The organism is Haematobacter massiliensis, from assembly GCF_000740795.1.
Classification (GTDB): Bacteria; Pseudomonadota; Alphaproteobacteria; order Rhodobacterales; family Rhodobacteraceae; genus Haematobacter; species Haematobacter massiliensis.
Genome location: NZ_JGYG01000007.1, coordinates 178,790 through 193,159, shown reverse-complemented (window position 1 = coordinate 193,159; position 14,370 = coordinate 178,790). Strand labels below are relative to the sequence as shown.

Annotated in this window: 13 protein-coding genes and 1 pseudogene; 7 read left to right on the top strand and 7 right to left on the bottom strand. The window is 64.0% G+C overall.

Features of this window, described 5'->3' with window-relative positions; genetic code table 11:
• The first annotated feature begins 47 nt into the window (after nt 1-47).
• Nucleotides 48-947: a LysR family transcriptional regulator gene (locus tag CN97_RS11995; protein ID WP_035711672.1), complete on the top strand. Its 900-nt coding sequence runs from the start codon at nt 48-50 to the stop codon at nt 945-947.
• Nucleotides 948-963: 16 nt separating this feature from the next.
• Here the strand turns inward: CN97_RS11995 and CN97_RS11990 are convergent, their stop codons facing one another.
• Genes CN97_RS11990 through CN97_RS11980 form a run of 3 tightly spaced genes read right to left on the bottom strand, consistent with a single transcriptional unit; the run spans nt 964 to nt 2,950 of the window.
• Nucleotides 964-1,602 carry an isochorismatase family protein gene (locus CN97_RS11990; protein ID WP_035711669.1) on the bottom strand — a complete coding sequence of 213 codons (639 nt, stop codon included), beginning with the start codon at nt 1,600-1,602 and terminating at the stop codon, nt 964-966.
• A 9-nt stretch (nt 1,603-1,611) separates the two neighbouring features.
• A complete protein-coding gene (locus CN97_RS11985; protein ID WP_035711665.1) occupies nt 1,612-1,935 on the bottom strand; it encodes a GNAT family N-acetyltransferase in 324 nt (107 codons plus the stop codon).
• Nucleotides 1,936-1,990: 55 nt separating this feature from the next.
• Nucleotides 1,991-2,950 carry a 3-hydroxyacyl-CoA dehydrogenase NAD-binding domain-containing protein gene (locus tag CN97_RS11980; RefSeq protein WP_035711663.1) on the bottom strand — a complete coding sequence of 320 codons (960 nt, stop codon included), beginning with the start codon at nt 2,948-2,950 and terminating at the stop codon, nt 1,991-1,993.
• A 224-nt stretch (nt 2,951-3,174) separates the two neighbouring features.
• Between CN97_RS11980 and CN97_RS11975 the strand changes: the two genes are divergently transcribed.
• Entirely contained in the window at nt 3,175-6,147 is a 2,973-nt protein-coding gene (locus CN97_RS11975; RefSeq protein WP_211253689.1) for a PAS domain-containing protein, read from the top strand.
• 11 nt (nt 6,148-6,158) lie between these two features.
• On the opposite strand, the pseudogene CN97_RS11970 reads toward CN97_RS11975, so the two are convergent.
• Nucleotides 6,159-6,512: pseudogene (locus CN97_RS11970) on the bottom strand (YigZ family protein).
• 31 nt (nt 6,513-6,543) lie between these two features.
• Nucleotides 6,544-7,722: a pyridoxal-phosphate-dependent aminotransferase family protein gene (locus tag CN97_RS11965; RefSeq protein ID WP_035711660.1), complete on the bottom strand. Its 1,179-nt coding sequence runs from the start codon at nt 7,720-7,722 to the stop codon at nt 6,544-6,546.
• A 131-nt stretch (nt 7,723-7,853) separates the two neighbouring features.
• Between CN97_RS11965 and CN97_RS11960 the strand changes: the two genes are divergently transcribed.
• The 3 genes from CN97_RS11960 to CN97_RS11950 all read left to right on the top strand — a co-directional run bounded on the left by CN97_RS11960 (nt 7,854) and on the right by CN97_RS11950 (nt 10,497).
• The gene (locus tag CN97_RS11960) at nt 7,854-8,456 is read left to right on the top strand and encodes a GNAT family N-acetyltransferase (RefSeq protein WP_035711658.1); all 603 of its coding nucleotides are present in this window, start codon (nt 7,854-7,856) and stop codon (nt 8,454-8,456) included.
• Between the two features lie 58 nt (nt 8,457-8,514).
• Complete coding sequence (locus tag CN97_RS11955) at nt 8,515-9,147, top strand: GntR family transcriptional regulator (RefSeq protein ID WP_165496731.1); 633 nt, start codon at nt 8,515-8,517, stop codon at nt 9,145-9,147.
• 72 nt (nt 9,148-9,219) lie between these two features.
• Nucleotides 9,220-10,497 (top strand): DUF3422 family protein, encoded by a 1,278-nt coding sequence (locus CN97_RS11950; RefSeq protein ID WP_035711879.1) that lies wholly within the window; start codon nt 9,220-9,222, stop codon nt 10,495-10,497.
• 6 nt (nt 10,498-10,503) lie between these two features.
• Here the strand turns inward: CN97_RS11950 and CN97_RS11945 are convergent, their stop codons facing one another.
• Nucleotides 10,504-10,956 (bottom strand): MaoC family dehydratase, encoded by a 453-nt coding sequence (locus CN97_RS11945; protein WP_035711652.1) that lies wholly within the window; start codon nt 10,954-10,956, stop codon nt 10,504-10,506.
• A gap of 70 nt (nt 10,957-11,026) precedes the next feature.
• Between CN97_RS11945 and CN97_RS11940 the strand changes: the two genes are divergently transcribed.
• Nucleotides 11,027-11,599 (top strand): TetR/AcrR family transcriptional regulator, encoded by a 573-nt coding sequence (locus CN97_RS11940; RefSeq protein WP_084684132.1) that lies wholly within the window; start codon nt 11,027-11,029, stop codon nt 11,597-11,599.
• Nucleotide 11,600: 1 nt separating this feature from the next.
• Complete coding sequence (locus CN97_RS19900; RefSeq protein WP_051911195.1) at nt 11,601-12,440, top strand: hypothetical protein; 840 nt, start codon at nt 11,601-11,603, stop codon at nt 12,438-12,440.
• A 210-nt stretch (nt 12,441-12,650) separates the two neighbouring features.
• Here CN97_RS19900 and CN97_RS11930 read toward each other — a convergent pair whose 3' ends face one another.
• Nucleotides 12,651-14,324 (bottom strand): flavin monoamine oxidase family protein, encoded by a 1,674-nt coding sequence (locus CN97_RS11930; RefSeq protein WP_035711649.1) that lies wholly within the window; start codon nt 14,322-14,324, stop codon nt 12,651-12,653.
• Nucleotides 14,325-14,370: the final 46 nt, after the last annotated feature.

The following is a 14,370-nucleotide window of genomic DNA, read 5'->3' as shown; positions in this document are numbered from 1 at the left end:
GTTCATAATGTTGCATTGATTATTGCGATTGTCGTAATAATGAGGGCATGGGCGAACTCGAATCCCTCCGCACCTTCCTGACTGTCGCCGAAGCGCGAAGTTTTAGCGGAGCGGCCCGGCTGCTTGGCACCACACCGGCCTCCGTTACCCGGACGATTGCCGCGCTGGAGGACCGGTTGGGCGTGCAGCTTTTGCTGAGAACGACCCGGCAGGTGTCGCTGACATCGGCGGGAGCGGACTATCTCAAGCGCGTGGCGCCCCTCGTCAGGCAGCTCGAACTCGCGACGGAGGAGGCGCGTGCTCAGCATGGCATCACGGCCGGAACGCTGCGCATTGCCGCGCCGATGTCGCTCGGTCAGAGGGTCTTGCCCGCCGTGCTGTCACAGTTTGCCGCCCGTCACGGCGGCACCCATGTCTCCGTCGTTCTGTCGGATCGTTTCATTGATATCGTGGGCGAGGATTTCGATCTCGCCATCCGCATCTCGGGCCCGCCAGTGGATAAATCGACTGTCTGGCGCAAGCTCTGCGATGTCCCCCGGCTGTTGGTGGCTGCTCCCAGCTATCTCGCCGCGCGGGGTATTCCCGAAGAACCTGAGGACTTAACGGAGCATGACTGCCTTGGATATGCCGAAGATGCGCGCGAGCCGATCTGGGACTTGTCCTCCGGCGCCCGCCGCAAAAGCCATCGTGCGAAGGGCATATTCAGCGCCAATAACGGTGATCTTCTGAGTGATCTGGCGCTGAGCGGAGAGGGGATCGCTCTCCTCCCCCGCTTCATCGTGGCCCAGGCGCTGGCCGAGGGTCGGTTGGCACCGGTTCTGCCGGATTGGCAGCCGCCCCCGGTCTGGCTCACGCTCTATTATCCGCCCTATGAGCGGCTGCCGGTGCGGGTCGCAACGTTCTCCGATTTCTTCGAGGTCTATGTGAAGGAGACGCGGCCGTTGTGACCTTTGCGGGGCGAAGTCAGTGTGCGGCGTCGAACTCCCGCTTCTTGGGAAAATACCACTGCATCACCTTGCGCAGCTCATCCGAATTGGGTCGCGCCCAGTTCCGCATGAGTTCACAGCCGAAGGCGATGGCGGTGGTCGGCTGCGCGCCTGCGGCCTCGATCCGGCGGAGAGCACTTTCATGCGAAACCCGGGAAATCCCGCCTACCGCATCGACCACCGGATAGACCTCATATCCGTCCCTGAGCATGTCGAGCGTCGGAAAGGCAAGGCAAACCTCTGTCCAGAGCGCCGCGATCACGATCTTCCTTCGGCCCGTCGCTTCCACTGCGGCGCGGAAGTCCGCGTCCTCCCACGCATTCACGCCGGTTCGATCGATCTCGGGCACCCCAGGCAGGACATCCAGGATTTCCTGTGCTGTCCCCGTGTTCACGCCCATATCCACGCCCACGGTCGAAACGATGACGGGAACGTCGAATGCCTTTGCCAGCTTCGCCGCGGCAACAGCATTCATCATCACCAGCTCTTGCGGGGCGGATTTCACGGTCCGCACCTGCTCGGGCTGGTAGTCGATGATGACGAGCACACAGTTCTCCGGCGTCAGAAGGTTGTCAGCCTCTGGATCGCGGATTGGTTCGGGGTCAAGCTTCGGCATGGCCACACCTCAGATTTTCGGAATTTCGCCCGGTGCCACAGACATGACATCGGACCAGTCGGGATGTTTTTCATATTGCGCCCGAACATAAGGGCAGAGCGGGATGATCCGGGTGCCGCTTGCACGCGCGTCAGCGATCATGTGCGCCACGAGCGCCGCTGCCGCGCCGGTACCGCGGAGGCTGTCGGGGGCACCAGTGTGGTCGGCCGAAATCACCCCTTCGCCGCGTCGGGTATAGGTAATCTCCGCCACCCCGTCATGGTCCGCCAACCTCGCGGTGAAGCGCCCATGGCGGGCATCGCGGTCTTCTCGCCCGAAAATGAAATCGCTCATTCTTTGCCTCCCTTGCCCCGGGGAAGATGGATCTTTGGCGAGCTCTTCAAGGGCGTCATGAACGCTTCGCCGCCGGGGAGAGCACATTGAGGATGTCGATGAGCTTCCGGTCCCGCTCTGCCGCAAGATCTGCAATGCTGCGGTCCCCCACTTCCTGCGTCACGCCGTCGACCAGCTGCTCGCGGAGCGCGGCATCCATTGTCGGCGTGCCGAGATCGGCCCACCACGTCTGCATCGCAGGCACGAGATGGTCGTAGAAATGAGCCATGCCGCCCGTGCCCCCGCCAAGGTGAAACGTCAGGTGCGGCCCCATGATCGCCCACCGGAGGCCCGGCCCCTCGCTGATCGCGAGGTCCACATCTTCAACGCTCGCGACACCCGATTGCACGAGATAGGCGGCTTCTTTCCAGAGTGCGGCTTGAAGGCGATTCGCGATATGTCCCGGCACCTCCCTGCGTACCTGGATCGCCCGCTTGCCGTGGGCGTTGAAGAAGGCGACTGCCCAATCCGCCGCCTCTTCAGAGGTCTGTTTCCCTCCGACGATCTCCACCAGCGGAATGAGATGCGGAGGATTGAACGGATGTGCGACGACCAGTCGTTCGGGGTGGGTCATGCCGGTCTGCATGTCGCTCGCCTTCAGCCCCGAAGTGGAGGAGCCGATGACCCGATCGGCCGGTAGGGCGGCGTCGATCTCGGAGAGCAGTCTCTGCTTCAGCTCCAACCGCTCGGGGGCGTTCTCCTGAACGTAGTCAGCCCCCTCGACGGCCTGAAGGTGGCTCTCCCAGATGGAGAAGCGGGCCAGAGCCTCCTGCGCGCTGCCGCTCGCGCCAAGTGCAGAAAGCTGCGGCCAACAGGCGGCCACCAGTCCGGGCGCCGCATCCCGCGCGGCGGAAGAAGGATCACTGCACCTTACGGTGAAGCCCTGTGCCAGAAACCAAGCGGACCAGGACGCGCCGATCGTGCCGCCCCCGATTACCGCGACGGTCTTTACATTCTCTAAATCTAACAGCGACATAATTCCCCCTCCGGTGCTCCATGCGCATTGGAAGCTAGCGGTGGAATGGTCGCGCCGCAACGGCAGAGGAGAGAGTGGAAATGCCGGCATTGCCATATCCCCCCTCCATGCCATATCCCTCACGGCCAGCGATCCTCCGTGGAGCTTCTTTCGGCATGCAGGAACCCAAGACCCAGAACCCGCACCTCCGTAGTGAGATCGAGTCATTTCTCTCGGATCTCCTGATGATAGAGGACGAGTCCCGTCTCGGTGCGACATTATCGGCGGCCAACGAAGCCATGCGGCAGGCGGACGCGAAATCCGGCTGGCCGCTCGGCGGGGGCGCCTGCGGCGATATACTGCGACGCGGCGCTTTCTCTACGGAACTCGCGGGCCCTGTGTCGGATTGGGGCGCCGCGATGCGTATGACGGTGGCAAACCTCCTGGAGACGCCGGTACCGACTGTGCTGATGTGGGGCCAGAAGGGCGCCCTGTTCTACAACAACAGCTATGCGCCGCTGCTCGGCTCGCGGCATCCGGCGGCGATGGGGCGATCGGCTCTTTCGGTGTTGCCGGAAGTTGCGGATTGGAACGCCGAAATACTGCGTCGGGTGTTTGCGGGAGAGACGCCCGCTTATCAGAACCAGCGTCTCCGCCTGCGCGATGGTGAGCACGAGACGGAGTATGTGTTCGATCTGTTCTATGCACCGGTGCGGGATTTCAGCGGCGAGATCAGGGGTGCATTGTGCAAGGTGATGGATAACACCGCCCGGATTAAGGCCGAAACAGCGCTCGCGCGGCGCGAGGCTGAGCTTTCCTCGGTGACAAATGCCATGCCCGCGCTCGTCGCGCTCGTGGACGCTGATCTGACCTATCGCTTCGCCAACGACTACTACCGTCAGCTTCTGGGCCATGATCCTGCCGAGATGATTGGCCGGACGATTGGCGAAATGATCGGGCCCGCGCTGATGGGGGATCGGGAGGCGGGGCTGCGCCGAGCGCTTCAAGGCAACGATGTGCAGGAGTACTTCCACCTGCGCGATATCGACGGGAACCTCCATTACTTCGACGTGAGGTATCTGCCCCAGCGTGACGCCACGACGGGTCAGATCACGGGCATCATGATTATCGCCTTTGACGAAACGGATCGTGTGGCCCGGCAGGAGGACCTGACCTACTCCAACCATCGCTTCCGGCGCGCCATCGATGCGGTCCATGGCGTGCTCTGGACCAATAGCGCCGACGGCAGAATGGTTGGAGAGCAACCCGGCTGGGCCAGCCTGACCGGCCAGTCCGAGGGCGAGTACCAGGGCTACGGCTGGGCCAACGCACTGCATCCCGACGATGTCGAGCCGAGCATTGCGGCATGGCAGCGTGCCGTGGCGACGCGGGGCGTGTTCGAATACGAGCACCGCGTCCGCCGTCACGACGATGTCTGGCGGACCTTCGCGGTCCGGGCCGTGCCGGTCATTGGCTCTGATGGGCAAATCCGTGAATGGGTGGGGGTGCATACCGACATCACCCATCAACGCGCTGCGGAAGCCGCGCTGCGCGATCAGGCCGAGACGCTCGCCGCCGAGGTCCGCCAGCGCGAGCGCGCCGAGGCGGACCTCCGTTCACTGAACGAGGCGCTGGAAGCGCGTGTCATCAGCGAGATTTCAGAGCGGCGCGATGCGGAAAAGAAACTCGCCCATGCGCAGAAAATGGAGTCGCTGGGCAAGCTTACCGGTGGGGTCGCGCATGATTTCAACAACCTGCTGCAGGTGGTTTCCGGAAACCTTCAGTTGCTTGCCCGCGATGTCGGTGGAATTCCGCGGGCAGAAACGCGTGTAGCAAGCGCCATGGCCGGGTTGCAGCGGGGGGCAAAGCTTGCCGCCCAGCTTCTGGCTTTCGGGCGGAGGCAGGCGCTGGAGCCCAAGGTGGTCAATGTCGGCAGGTTCATCAGTGGCATGGACGAGCTGCTCCGCCGTGCCCTTGGTGAAGGGGTGGAGGTTGAGACCATCCTCGGCGGCGGGCTGTGGAACACGTTCATAGATCAGGCGCAGGTGGAGAATGCCCTGCTCAACCTTGCCATCAACGCGCGGGACGCGATGGAGGGAAGCGGGCGGCTGACGATCGAGGTTGCCAACGCGCATCTGGATGACGATTATGCCCGTCAGCATGACGAGGTGACCCCGGGTCAATACGTCATGATAGCGGTTTCTGACACTGGCTGTGGTATCCCGCCCGAGATCGCGGAGAAAGTGTTCGAACCATTCTTCACGACCAAGGGAGAAGGAAAGGGATCCGGCCTCGGGCTTTCAATGGTCTATGGGTTCGTGAAGCAGTCCGGCGGCCATGTGAAACTTTATTCCGAACAGGAACACGGTACCACGATCAAGCTCTACCTGCCACGCTCGCTGGAGGCGGAGGACATCGCGGTTCCGCGCGATGAGGGGCAGATCGTCGGGGGCAATGAAACGGTGCTGGTGGTCGAGGATGACGATGAGGTGCGTGCCATCGTCGTCGATATGCTGAAAGACCTTGGCTATCGCGTGTTGAAGTCACCGGACGCCTCGGCCGCGCTGAATGTGGTCGAAAGTGGTGTGCCCATCGACCTGATCTTCACCGATGTCGTCATGCCCGGGCCGCTGAAGAGCCCGGATCTCGCCCGCAAGGCGAAGGAGCGCATACCGGGCGTCGCAGTGTTGTTCACCTCGGGCTACACGGAGAATTCCATCGTGCATGGCGGGCGGCTCGACGCGGGAGTGGAGCTGCTCTCCAAGCCCTATACCCGCGAGGCGCTGGCCCGGAAACTGCGCCATGTGCTTGCCAACCGCGAACAGCAGGCGGGGGCAGGGCGCAGCGGCAAGACCGAGAGTTATTCGGCCGCGCGCTCCTCCCTCACGGTGCTTCTTGTGGAGGACGATCCGTTGATCCGCATGGACACGGCAGAAATCCTGCGGGAAGAGGGTATGACCGTTGAAGAGGCGGGAAGTGCGGAAGCGGCCCTTCGGCTGCTTTCCTCCCAGCCATTCGATGTTCTGGTGAGCGACTATCATCTGCCCGGACTGTCGGGGGCGGCGCTGGCACGGCAGGCGGTGGAGCTTCAGAAGGCCATCAGGGTGGTTTTCGCGACGGGAGATGCTGCGGCTGTGGCCCCTGGTGCGGCAGAAAGCGTTCTCGCGAAGCCCTATACCGTCGAGGCGCTGGTGACTGCCGTCAAGGGGGAGGGCTGATCGCGCGGGTTTCAGCCGGAGAGGGCAGCGAGGTAGAGCCTCACCGCCTCCTGAACGTGCCGGAACCGGTCACCGCCCAAGTGCTTCCCTCCATACCATCACGTCACGACGATCAGATGATCGTGGAGGTCCGCCCGCTCCAGCATTCGCAGGATGATCATGCCGGCGCCACTTTCGCCGTCATCGTTTTTGAGCGGGCCCTCGGCCGTGAGGAGCCCCCATGTGTTATGCGTGGCCTTGGCGAATTTGCGGCTCCGTTTCAGCTCTCTCAGCAGCTCCTGAGCCGCCGCTGCCGATGGGCAGGGCGCGCCGGAAACGGCGTAGCGGGAGCCGCGGTCTGAGATGATGTTGTCCAGCGTCAGCACGGGGAGGGCGTGACCCCTCCTTGGCCCCGCGTCAAGTGCCGCTCTCCATGACATCGAGCGCGGCGGTTACGGCGCTGCCCAGATCCCATTTCCGTCCGCTGACCCGGCCGAGCGCACCGGCGAGCGCGGTGAGGACGAGGGGGACGTAGATCGGTTCTGCCGTCGGACCCATATGTCCCACCCGGATCAGCCGGTTCAGGGTATCTGCCCGCCCCGCGGAGATGACGACGCCATAGTTCTCCCGCATCGCGTTCCGCAGCGCCGTCTGCTCCACCCCGTCGGGCAGGCGGATGGCGGTGCAGGTCGCGGCAGCGGTTTCCTCGCGCGCGGGCCAGAGAGTGAGACCCATGGCTTTCACCCCGGCCCGCATGGCGGCGCCGGTAAGCGCATGGCGTGCCCACACCACCTCCGGCCCTTCGGCAAGGTATCGGTCCAGCCCTGCTGCAAGCCCGTGAACCTCCGCTACGGAAGGGGAAAACGGGAAAGCGCGGCCCGGGTCTTCCATTCCCTCCCAATCGAGGATCGAGAGAAATGACCCGCGGGGGCTGACCGGATTGGTCCGCATTTTCTCCCATGCCCGTCGGGAAATACCGAGCAAGGTCAGTCCCGGTGGGCAGCCGAGACATTTGTTCGGCCCGGTCACCAGCAGGTCGATCCCCCAGCCCGCCATATCCACTTCCATTCCGGCCCAGGAGGATACCGCATCCACCACGAGCAGCGCGCCGTGCTCCCGCACGACCCTGCCGATCTCTGCAAGCGGGTTCAGCGTCCCGGAGGGCGTGTCGTGATGGCAGACCGCGACGACAGCGGTTTCGGGGTGCTCGAGCAGAGCCTGCCGAACGTGTTCCGGGTCGATTACGGCATCGAAAGCGGTGCGGACCTCGTTCACCACCTTGGCATTGCGCGATAGCCACTGGCTGTAACCCGCGCCGTAAACGCCCGATGCGAGGTTCAGAACCACGTCTCCGGGCGCGACGAGCGACAGCGCCGCCGCTTCCAGCCCAAGCACTGGCTCGCCCTGCAGGATCACGGCCTTGGGGGCAGGCAGCGCGCGCCGCAACTTCTCCAGCGTCGCGGAGTAGAGGGCACGAAAGGCTGGGTCGGCGTCGGACAGAACGGGTTGCGCAAGCGCCGAAAGCACCTCCGGGTAGCAGGCGACAGGTCCGGTGGTCAGGGTGAAAAGACTGCCGGCCTCTGGGGGAAGGGGCATCTAGACCTCCATTACGTCATGCCAACCCTAGATCCGGTGCGACATGCAGGCAATGCAGATGCAGCAGCAGCGCTTGACAACTCTGGCGCCCCGGATCACTCCGGCCGCATGATCGAACAGCGGAGCAGGTGATGACGGGCACACTCGAGGATGGCTATACGCCCGTGCCGAAAGGCAAGCTGGCAACGGTCGTGACCTGGTTGGAGATGACATCCCCGCCGCCTGTCGAGCCACCGGATTGGCCGCGGGGCATCTCGTTCGAGAGGGTCGCCCCGCCTGCTCCCGCCGAATATCGCAAGCTGTTCCGGGCCATCGGGCAGAACCTGCTATGGGTATCCCGGCTGAAGATGCCGGACGAAATCCTGACGGCTACGCTTTCTCACCCCGAGGTAAACCTGTTCTATCTGCTCCGTGACGGCGTGCCGATCGGGCTGGTGGAGCTGGACTTCCGCACTGCTGAGGTCTGCGAATTGGCCTTTTTCGGACTGGCGGAGGGGGAGACGGGCCGCGGGCTTGGCAAGCCCATGATGCACGCGGCGCTGACCGCCGCCTGGGCGCGCCCGGTGAGCAAAGTCTGGTTACATACCTGCCATTTCGACCACCCCTCCGCGCTGGCCTTCTATCAGAGGATGGGGTTCCGGCCTGTTGAGATGCGGGTGGAGGTGCTTGACGATCCGCGTCTGTCGGGCCTGCTGCCGCGCGATGCTGCCCCGCAGGTTCCCCTCATCGACTGACAGCTTTTCAGCAGGCCCACGCTCGGTTAGGACCAGAAGCGCGGTTTTGGGGGACAACATGGGCAGCGACGAAGCGAAGGGCGCGCCGGACATGCTTGTCCGTGCCATCATCCGGGCGATCTATGATGGCGACCTGGTCATGGGACAGCGGTTGGTGGAGGCGCAGGTGATGGCGCGCCACGGTGTCAGCCGGTCGACCGTGCGGGAGGCGTTTCGCCGGCTCGCCGCCGAAGGCGTGGTTGACATAGTGCTGCACAAGGGCGCAACCATCCGCCGGCCCGGTCAGGAGGAGATGATCGACCTTCTCCGCATCACGGAGGCGCTCGTCGGCCTGAATGCCCGTCTTGCGGCCGAGCGCATGACCGACCCCGACATCCGCCGCGCCTTTGCCGAGGAGACGGCCGCAATGCTGGATGCTGCTCCCGACAGCGAGGGGGTGGACTATGCGCGGCTCCGGACACGGTTCCACCGGGCATTGCTTCAGGCGGGTGGCAGCGTGGAACTGGCCCGTAGTCTGCCGAAGCTGCAACTTCATCTCATCCGCGCCTATACGGCCATCCCTCGCGCGGCGCATGTGTCATCTTATCGTGCGATACGTGAAGCCGTGCTCTCGGGAAATGGCGAAGCCGCGGAGCAAGCGGGACGGCGCCATGTAACGCTGTTGATCGACGCCGTACGCGCGGGGGCGTGAAACGGGCCACAGGAGGATTGCCGTCTTCCGAATGCTGCGTCAGTGTCGGGGCAAGGATAGAGGGACATGGCAATGCCGGAACTGGCTGACCATCCGCTTCGGCGCACCTTAAGCGATGAGCTGCACGCGCGTCCTTCGCCGCCTGTGCCTGTGCCCGCTGAGGCATTCTACATCGCGCTTATGCCAGCTGCGGGCGGCCCTCGGGATCGGACAGCCGAACGGGCGCATCTTGCAGAACTGCTTGCCCGGTACGACATCCCGGCCCCGGCGGCTGGCGTGACGCACTTCACCGGACAGATCGGTGACGCGGTACTGAAATGGGAAAGCCATGCGGAGGTATTCAGCTACACCGTCATCACCCCACAGCTTGGCGAGGCGACTTTCTCGCCCGACGCGTTGATATCGGCCGAGTGGCTGGCATCGGCTCCCGGGCTACGGCTCGTCTCGGCCTGCTTCCGGGTAGAGGAAATGCCGAAGGCGGAGACAGTGCTGGCCGAGAAACTCTCGAACTGGTTTGTCGCGGAGAGCCTTGCCGCAGCGCGGGTGATCGACGGTCATGCCGTGGCGGCCAGCGATTTTCGCATGGATGGGTCAGGCCACACGCGCTTTGCGCTGTTCGTAGAGCATGGCACCGGGGCGCGTCGTGTCGGGCGGCTGCTGCAGCGTCTGTGCGAGATCGAACTTTACGCGACACTTTCTCTTCTGGGCTTTGCGGCGGCGCAGCGGATCGCCGCTCCCATGGCAGAGATCGAGGCGCGCCTGACCGACATCGTTTCCGGCCTCGCCACGGGCGGAGCAAGCGCGGAGGAATCACTGGGGTTGCTGCTCTCGGTCTCGTCCGAGTTGGAAGGGCTGATTGCCGGCGAGAGCTTCCGCTTTGGCGCGACAGGTGCTTATGAAGCGATCGCTCATCATCGGGTGGCTGCGCTCCGCGAGGAGCGGATACCCGGCTACCAGACGTTTGCGGAGTTCATGCAGCGTCGCTACGATCCGGCCATGCGGACGGCGCGGTCGGCAGAGCGGCGGCTGACCTCCATGGCCAATCGCGCCGAGCGGGCGGGAGACCTGTTGCGGACGCGCGTGGATGTCGGCCGCTCCGCGCAGACGCGGGCCCTGCTCGTCAACATGGATCGCCGTTCGGATCAGCAGCTACGTCTGCAGCACACTGTGGAGGGGCTGTCCATCGCCGCCATCAGCTACTATGCGGTGAGCCTTTCTTCCTATCTGTTGCTGCCCTTTGCGGAGATGTGGCATCTGCCAAAATCTCTCCTGATGGCGGGAATTGTGCCGGTTATCATGCTGGGCGTGGCCCTGATGCTCCGGCGGATCAGGGCCGGATTTCATGATTGAACGCGCTTAGTCGACAGGCTTGCGGAAGACGACCAGCTTGGCGGTAAGCACTTGCACCTCCTCGCCCTTCTGATTGAGCGTTCGGCTTCTCAACGTAATCATTCCGCGATCAGCGCGTGACCGGGAGGGAGTCACCTCCAGCACCTCGGATTCCACATGCAGCACGTCGCCGGCACGCGTCGCCTGCGGCCAGCGTATCTCACCCCCAGCACCGATGATTCCCCCGGCGAGTGGTGCGCCGCCACCGACGAGGAGGCGCATCGTGACAGCCGCAGTATGCCATCCGCTCGCTGCCAGCCCGCCGAAAAAGGATGCAAGACCCGCTTCTTCATCAAGATGGAAGGGTTGCGGATCATAATCGGCGGCAAACCGCTTGATATCGGCGGCCTCCATCCGATGATCTCCGCTGCGGAATCGCAACCCCGGCGTAATGTCCTCCAGATAAAGCGGCGCTTCCATTGGGTTCCTCCTCCATTTAGAGTATAACCGAACTCCAAACCTGCAGAGCTGTCAACCGGGAGGGCGGCCTGTGACCCGATCCAGTCGGAGCCTGATGGCCGCGAACCGGAAGAAGATCCTTGCTGCGGCGATGGACCTGTTTCGTGCGCGCGGCGCCGCGGCGGTCGGTATCGCCGAGGTCATGCACCGTGCCGGGATGACGCAGGGAGGTTTCTATAAACATTTCGTCAGCAAGGACGCGCTGGCTGCAGCGGCCTGTGCCGCAGCCTTTGCCGAGGCGGAGCACGCCTGGCGCTCGGTTGTGACTGAGGGGCAGGATGAAGCGGCGGAAAGGCTCCGCACCTTCTATCTACGCCCCCGGCCAGCGGAGCGGACTTGCCCGATCCTGTCCTTTGCGGCGGATGTGCGTAACGCGCCCGACACCTTGCTCGCGACTGAATGGCGGGCTGGCATTTTACGGCTTGTCGCGCTTTATGGGGAGTTGGCGGGTCTCCCCCCCGATGCCGCGCGGGTTGCCGTGGCCAGCCTTGCAGGCGCGCGACTACTGGGTTTCGGTGGCGCCTTGCTGGACGATAGGGATGCGGCGGCTAGTTTCCTCGACGAGACCGCCGCCTCCCCGCACGCCAGACCTGAGGGACAATGAAATGAAGATTTTGCACCTCTTTCTGGTGTTCCTGCTCGCGCCGCTTGCCGCTATGGCCAGCACTGTGCCCCGCGAAGTGGCGCGCGTGCAGGCAGAGGATATGGCTGCCTGTCAGAGGGCAGGCGGACGTGCGGTTCCCAAGGCGGGATATCTTGTTGCGACGGATCTGAACGGGGACGGGCGTCCCGATTACGTCACCGATCTTGCGCATCTGTCCTGTGAAGGAGTTGCCGGTTTTTTCTGCGGCACCGCGGGCTGTCCCGTTACGGTCTGGCTGTCTGGGCCTGGCGGATATTTTGCTGCTGATGCGGGCCATGCCGAAGCTTGGCGGCTGGAAGGGACGACCGTCGTTCGTCGGATCAACGGGCAGCTTTGCAGCCCTCCCCAGCGTAGAAGCTGCGAGGTCCGCAGGTCATTTACGGGGATCAACCGTCCCGCCCCGGCAAGCCCTGTCGCGTCCCAGAGCTGGCAGTTGCGCCGAACCCAGGGTCTGCCGCCCGTCGCCATATCGCCTGGGCCGGGAAACATCTTCTCCATTTCCGCCTTCTGCCTCGGCGATCAGCCTTGGCTTGCTGTGGTCTTCAGGGAGCGCCCGCGGGAGACCACCGTTAGGATCGACTTCGCATTCGCGGAAGGCGTGCTAGGCGGCCCGGCCAGCCGCCAGCGCGGAACGTCAGATGCTTATGTCATCAGCCTTGCGGGAGGGGCCTTGGCGGGGCAATTGTCCGGCCGCGATGGGACGGTTGGGCTGTCTGTGAACGGGGTATCGCAAGGGACACTGCCGCTGCGCGGTTCGACTTCAGCGCTGCGCGGCGCCCTTGCCGGATGCCTTAAGCTCTAGGGATCGCGGGCTCGATTGGTCGATTTCGGGGCGATTGCGGGGGCAATGGCCAAGAAAACCGGGGATAGCAGGGGTTGCTCCCCAAGCCCGCATGAGGTCGATGGGCCTCTGCGGCTCGGCAGGATCAGCCTTGTTGTGGGCCTCCTTCGGCCAAACCGCGGGTGTCAGTCCGGCGGGTAAATCGTCTGGAGAGCAGAACGGGTTTCTATCTCAGTCGTCGAGGCGGAGCGGGCCAAGACGCGGATACATATCCCCTGGGCCGGGATTGTCCGCCGGGGACTGCCCCCCGAGATGCGTCATGACCCCCCAGACGGCATTCAGCGCGGTCTGCACCGCGCCTTCGACCCAGGCAGGTGTCCAGCTTATCCCGTCACCCGCGAGAAAGATGCCGCGTTGAGCGGGAGGCAGGCCGGCCTGCATGAAATGACCGTACATGCGGTGATTGTAGCGATAGTGGCCGGGAAGCGCTCCCTTGAACGCGCCGAGGAAGTTCTCATCCGCCTCCCAGCTTACGCAGATCGGCTGGCTGACGATATGGCTGGCGATATCGGTCTTCGGATAGATTTGTTTCAGGGCGGAAAGCGCAAGTTCCACCCGCCGCTCGCAGGACAGGGGCAGAACCTTCAACGCGTCCGTCATCCATGAATAGCTGAGGCAGATCACTGCCGGCTGATCCGGCCCGTTGTCGAAGAGATAGGTGCCCCGCGTGATGCGGTCGGTCAACGTCATCGACAACGGCTCTCTTCCCGTGTCGGGGTCGATGTCACGCCAGAACGGCCGATCCACCATGACGAAGGTCTTGGCGGCCTGCATATAGCGCGTCCGATCCAGTGCCATCCAGAGTTTCTGATCGAAGATCGTCTCGTCCACGCTTATGGAAGTGGTGAGAAGGTGGCTTTGGCAGGTGACGATCACCGCGGGGTAATCGTCCTCCCGTCCCCAGCGGTCACGGAGGCGAAGATCACCCTCAGGCGCCCGAGAAATCGCCACCACCCGGCCCCTTGCCACGCCGCCATTCAGCGAAGCAAGCGTCGTGCCCCGAGGCCAATGTGCCAATCGTTCCGGCGGGTGACGCCAAAGTTGCTGGGGCATCTGCTCCACCCCGCCGACGATGAAGCGCTGGTTGTCATCCAGCTCCGCCAGATTGACGCGGAGGATCTCGAGCATCGAATTGGGGAAATCGCTGTCCCAGCCACCCGTGCCGAAGCCAACCTGTCCGAAAACCTCCCGGTGCCGAAAGCCGAGGCGGGAGAACGCAGAGGAAGACGCGACGAAATCGTAGAATGTCCGTTCGTCCCAGTCTCGCACCAGCGGATCCCACAGCTCCTTCAGCCGGCTCGCGTCGCGGTCGCGCATGGCGGTCTGCAGGTCGGAAAAGCGCACATGCTCCTCCAATGCGTCGCGATAGGCGGCGGCAACCTGGTGGTAGAGCGGGGGCAGATCGGCGAGCGTCCTTGCGTAATGCGTCTCCCCCTCCAGGTCGATGACCGTAGAACCCGCAGCCGGGGTCAAGGGATTGGGAAACGGGCGGCTTTCCAGCCCCAGCAGGTCGATATAGTGATAAAAACCGCGGGACGAGACAGGGAAGCGCATTCCGCCCAGTTCCGCGACAATGCCATCCGTACCCTCGAAAGGCTCGGACCGGAGCCGGCCCCCGAAGCGCGCGGCTTCGTAGACGATGGGCCGCAGCCCTAGCTTCATCAACTCGTAGGCTGCGACGATTCCCGCAGCCCCGGCGCCGATCACCGCGACCCGCGTTCCATACCGCTCCTCCGGGATCGACCCGAGTCCGGCGGGATGATCCAGCCAGTCGTCGTAAGCAAAGGGGAAGTCCGGCCCGAAGGCGCTCACGCCCGGTATGTTGTCGGTGTCGAGGAGGGTCATCGGTCGTGCCTTCTGCTGTCCTGCGCGCGGCTGCTGGCAAGGGTGC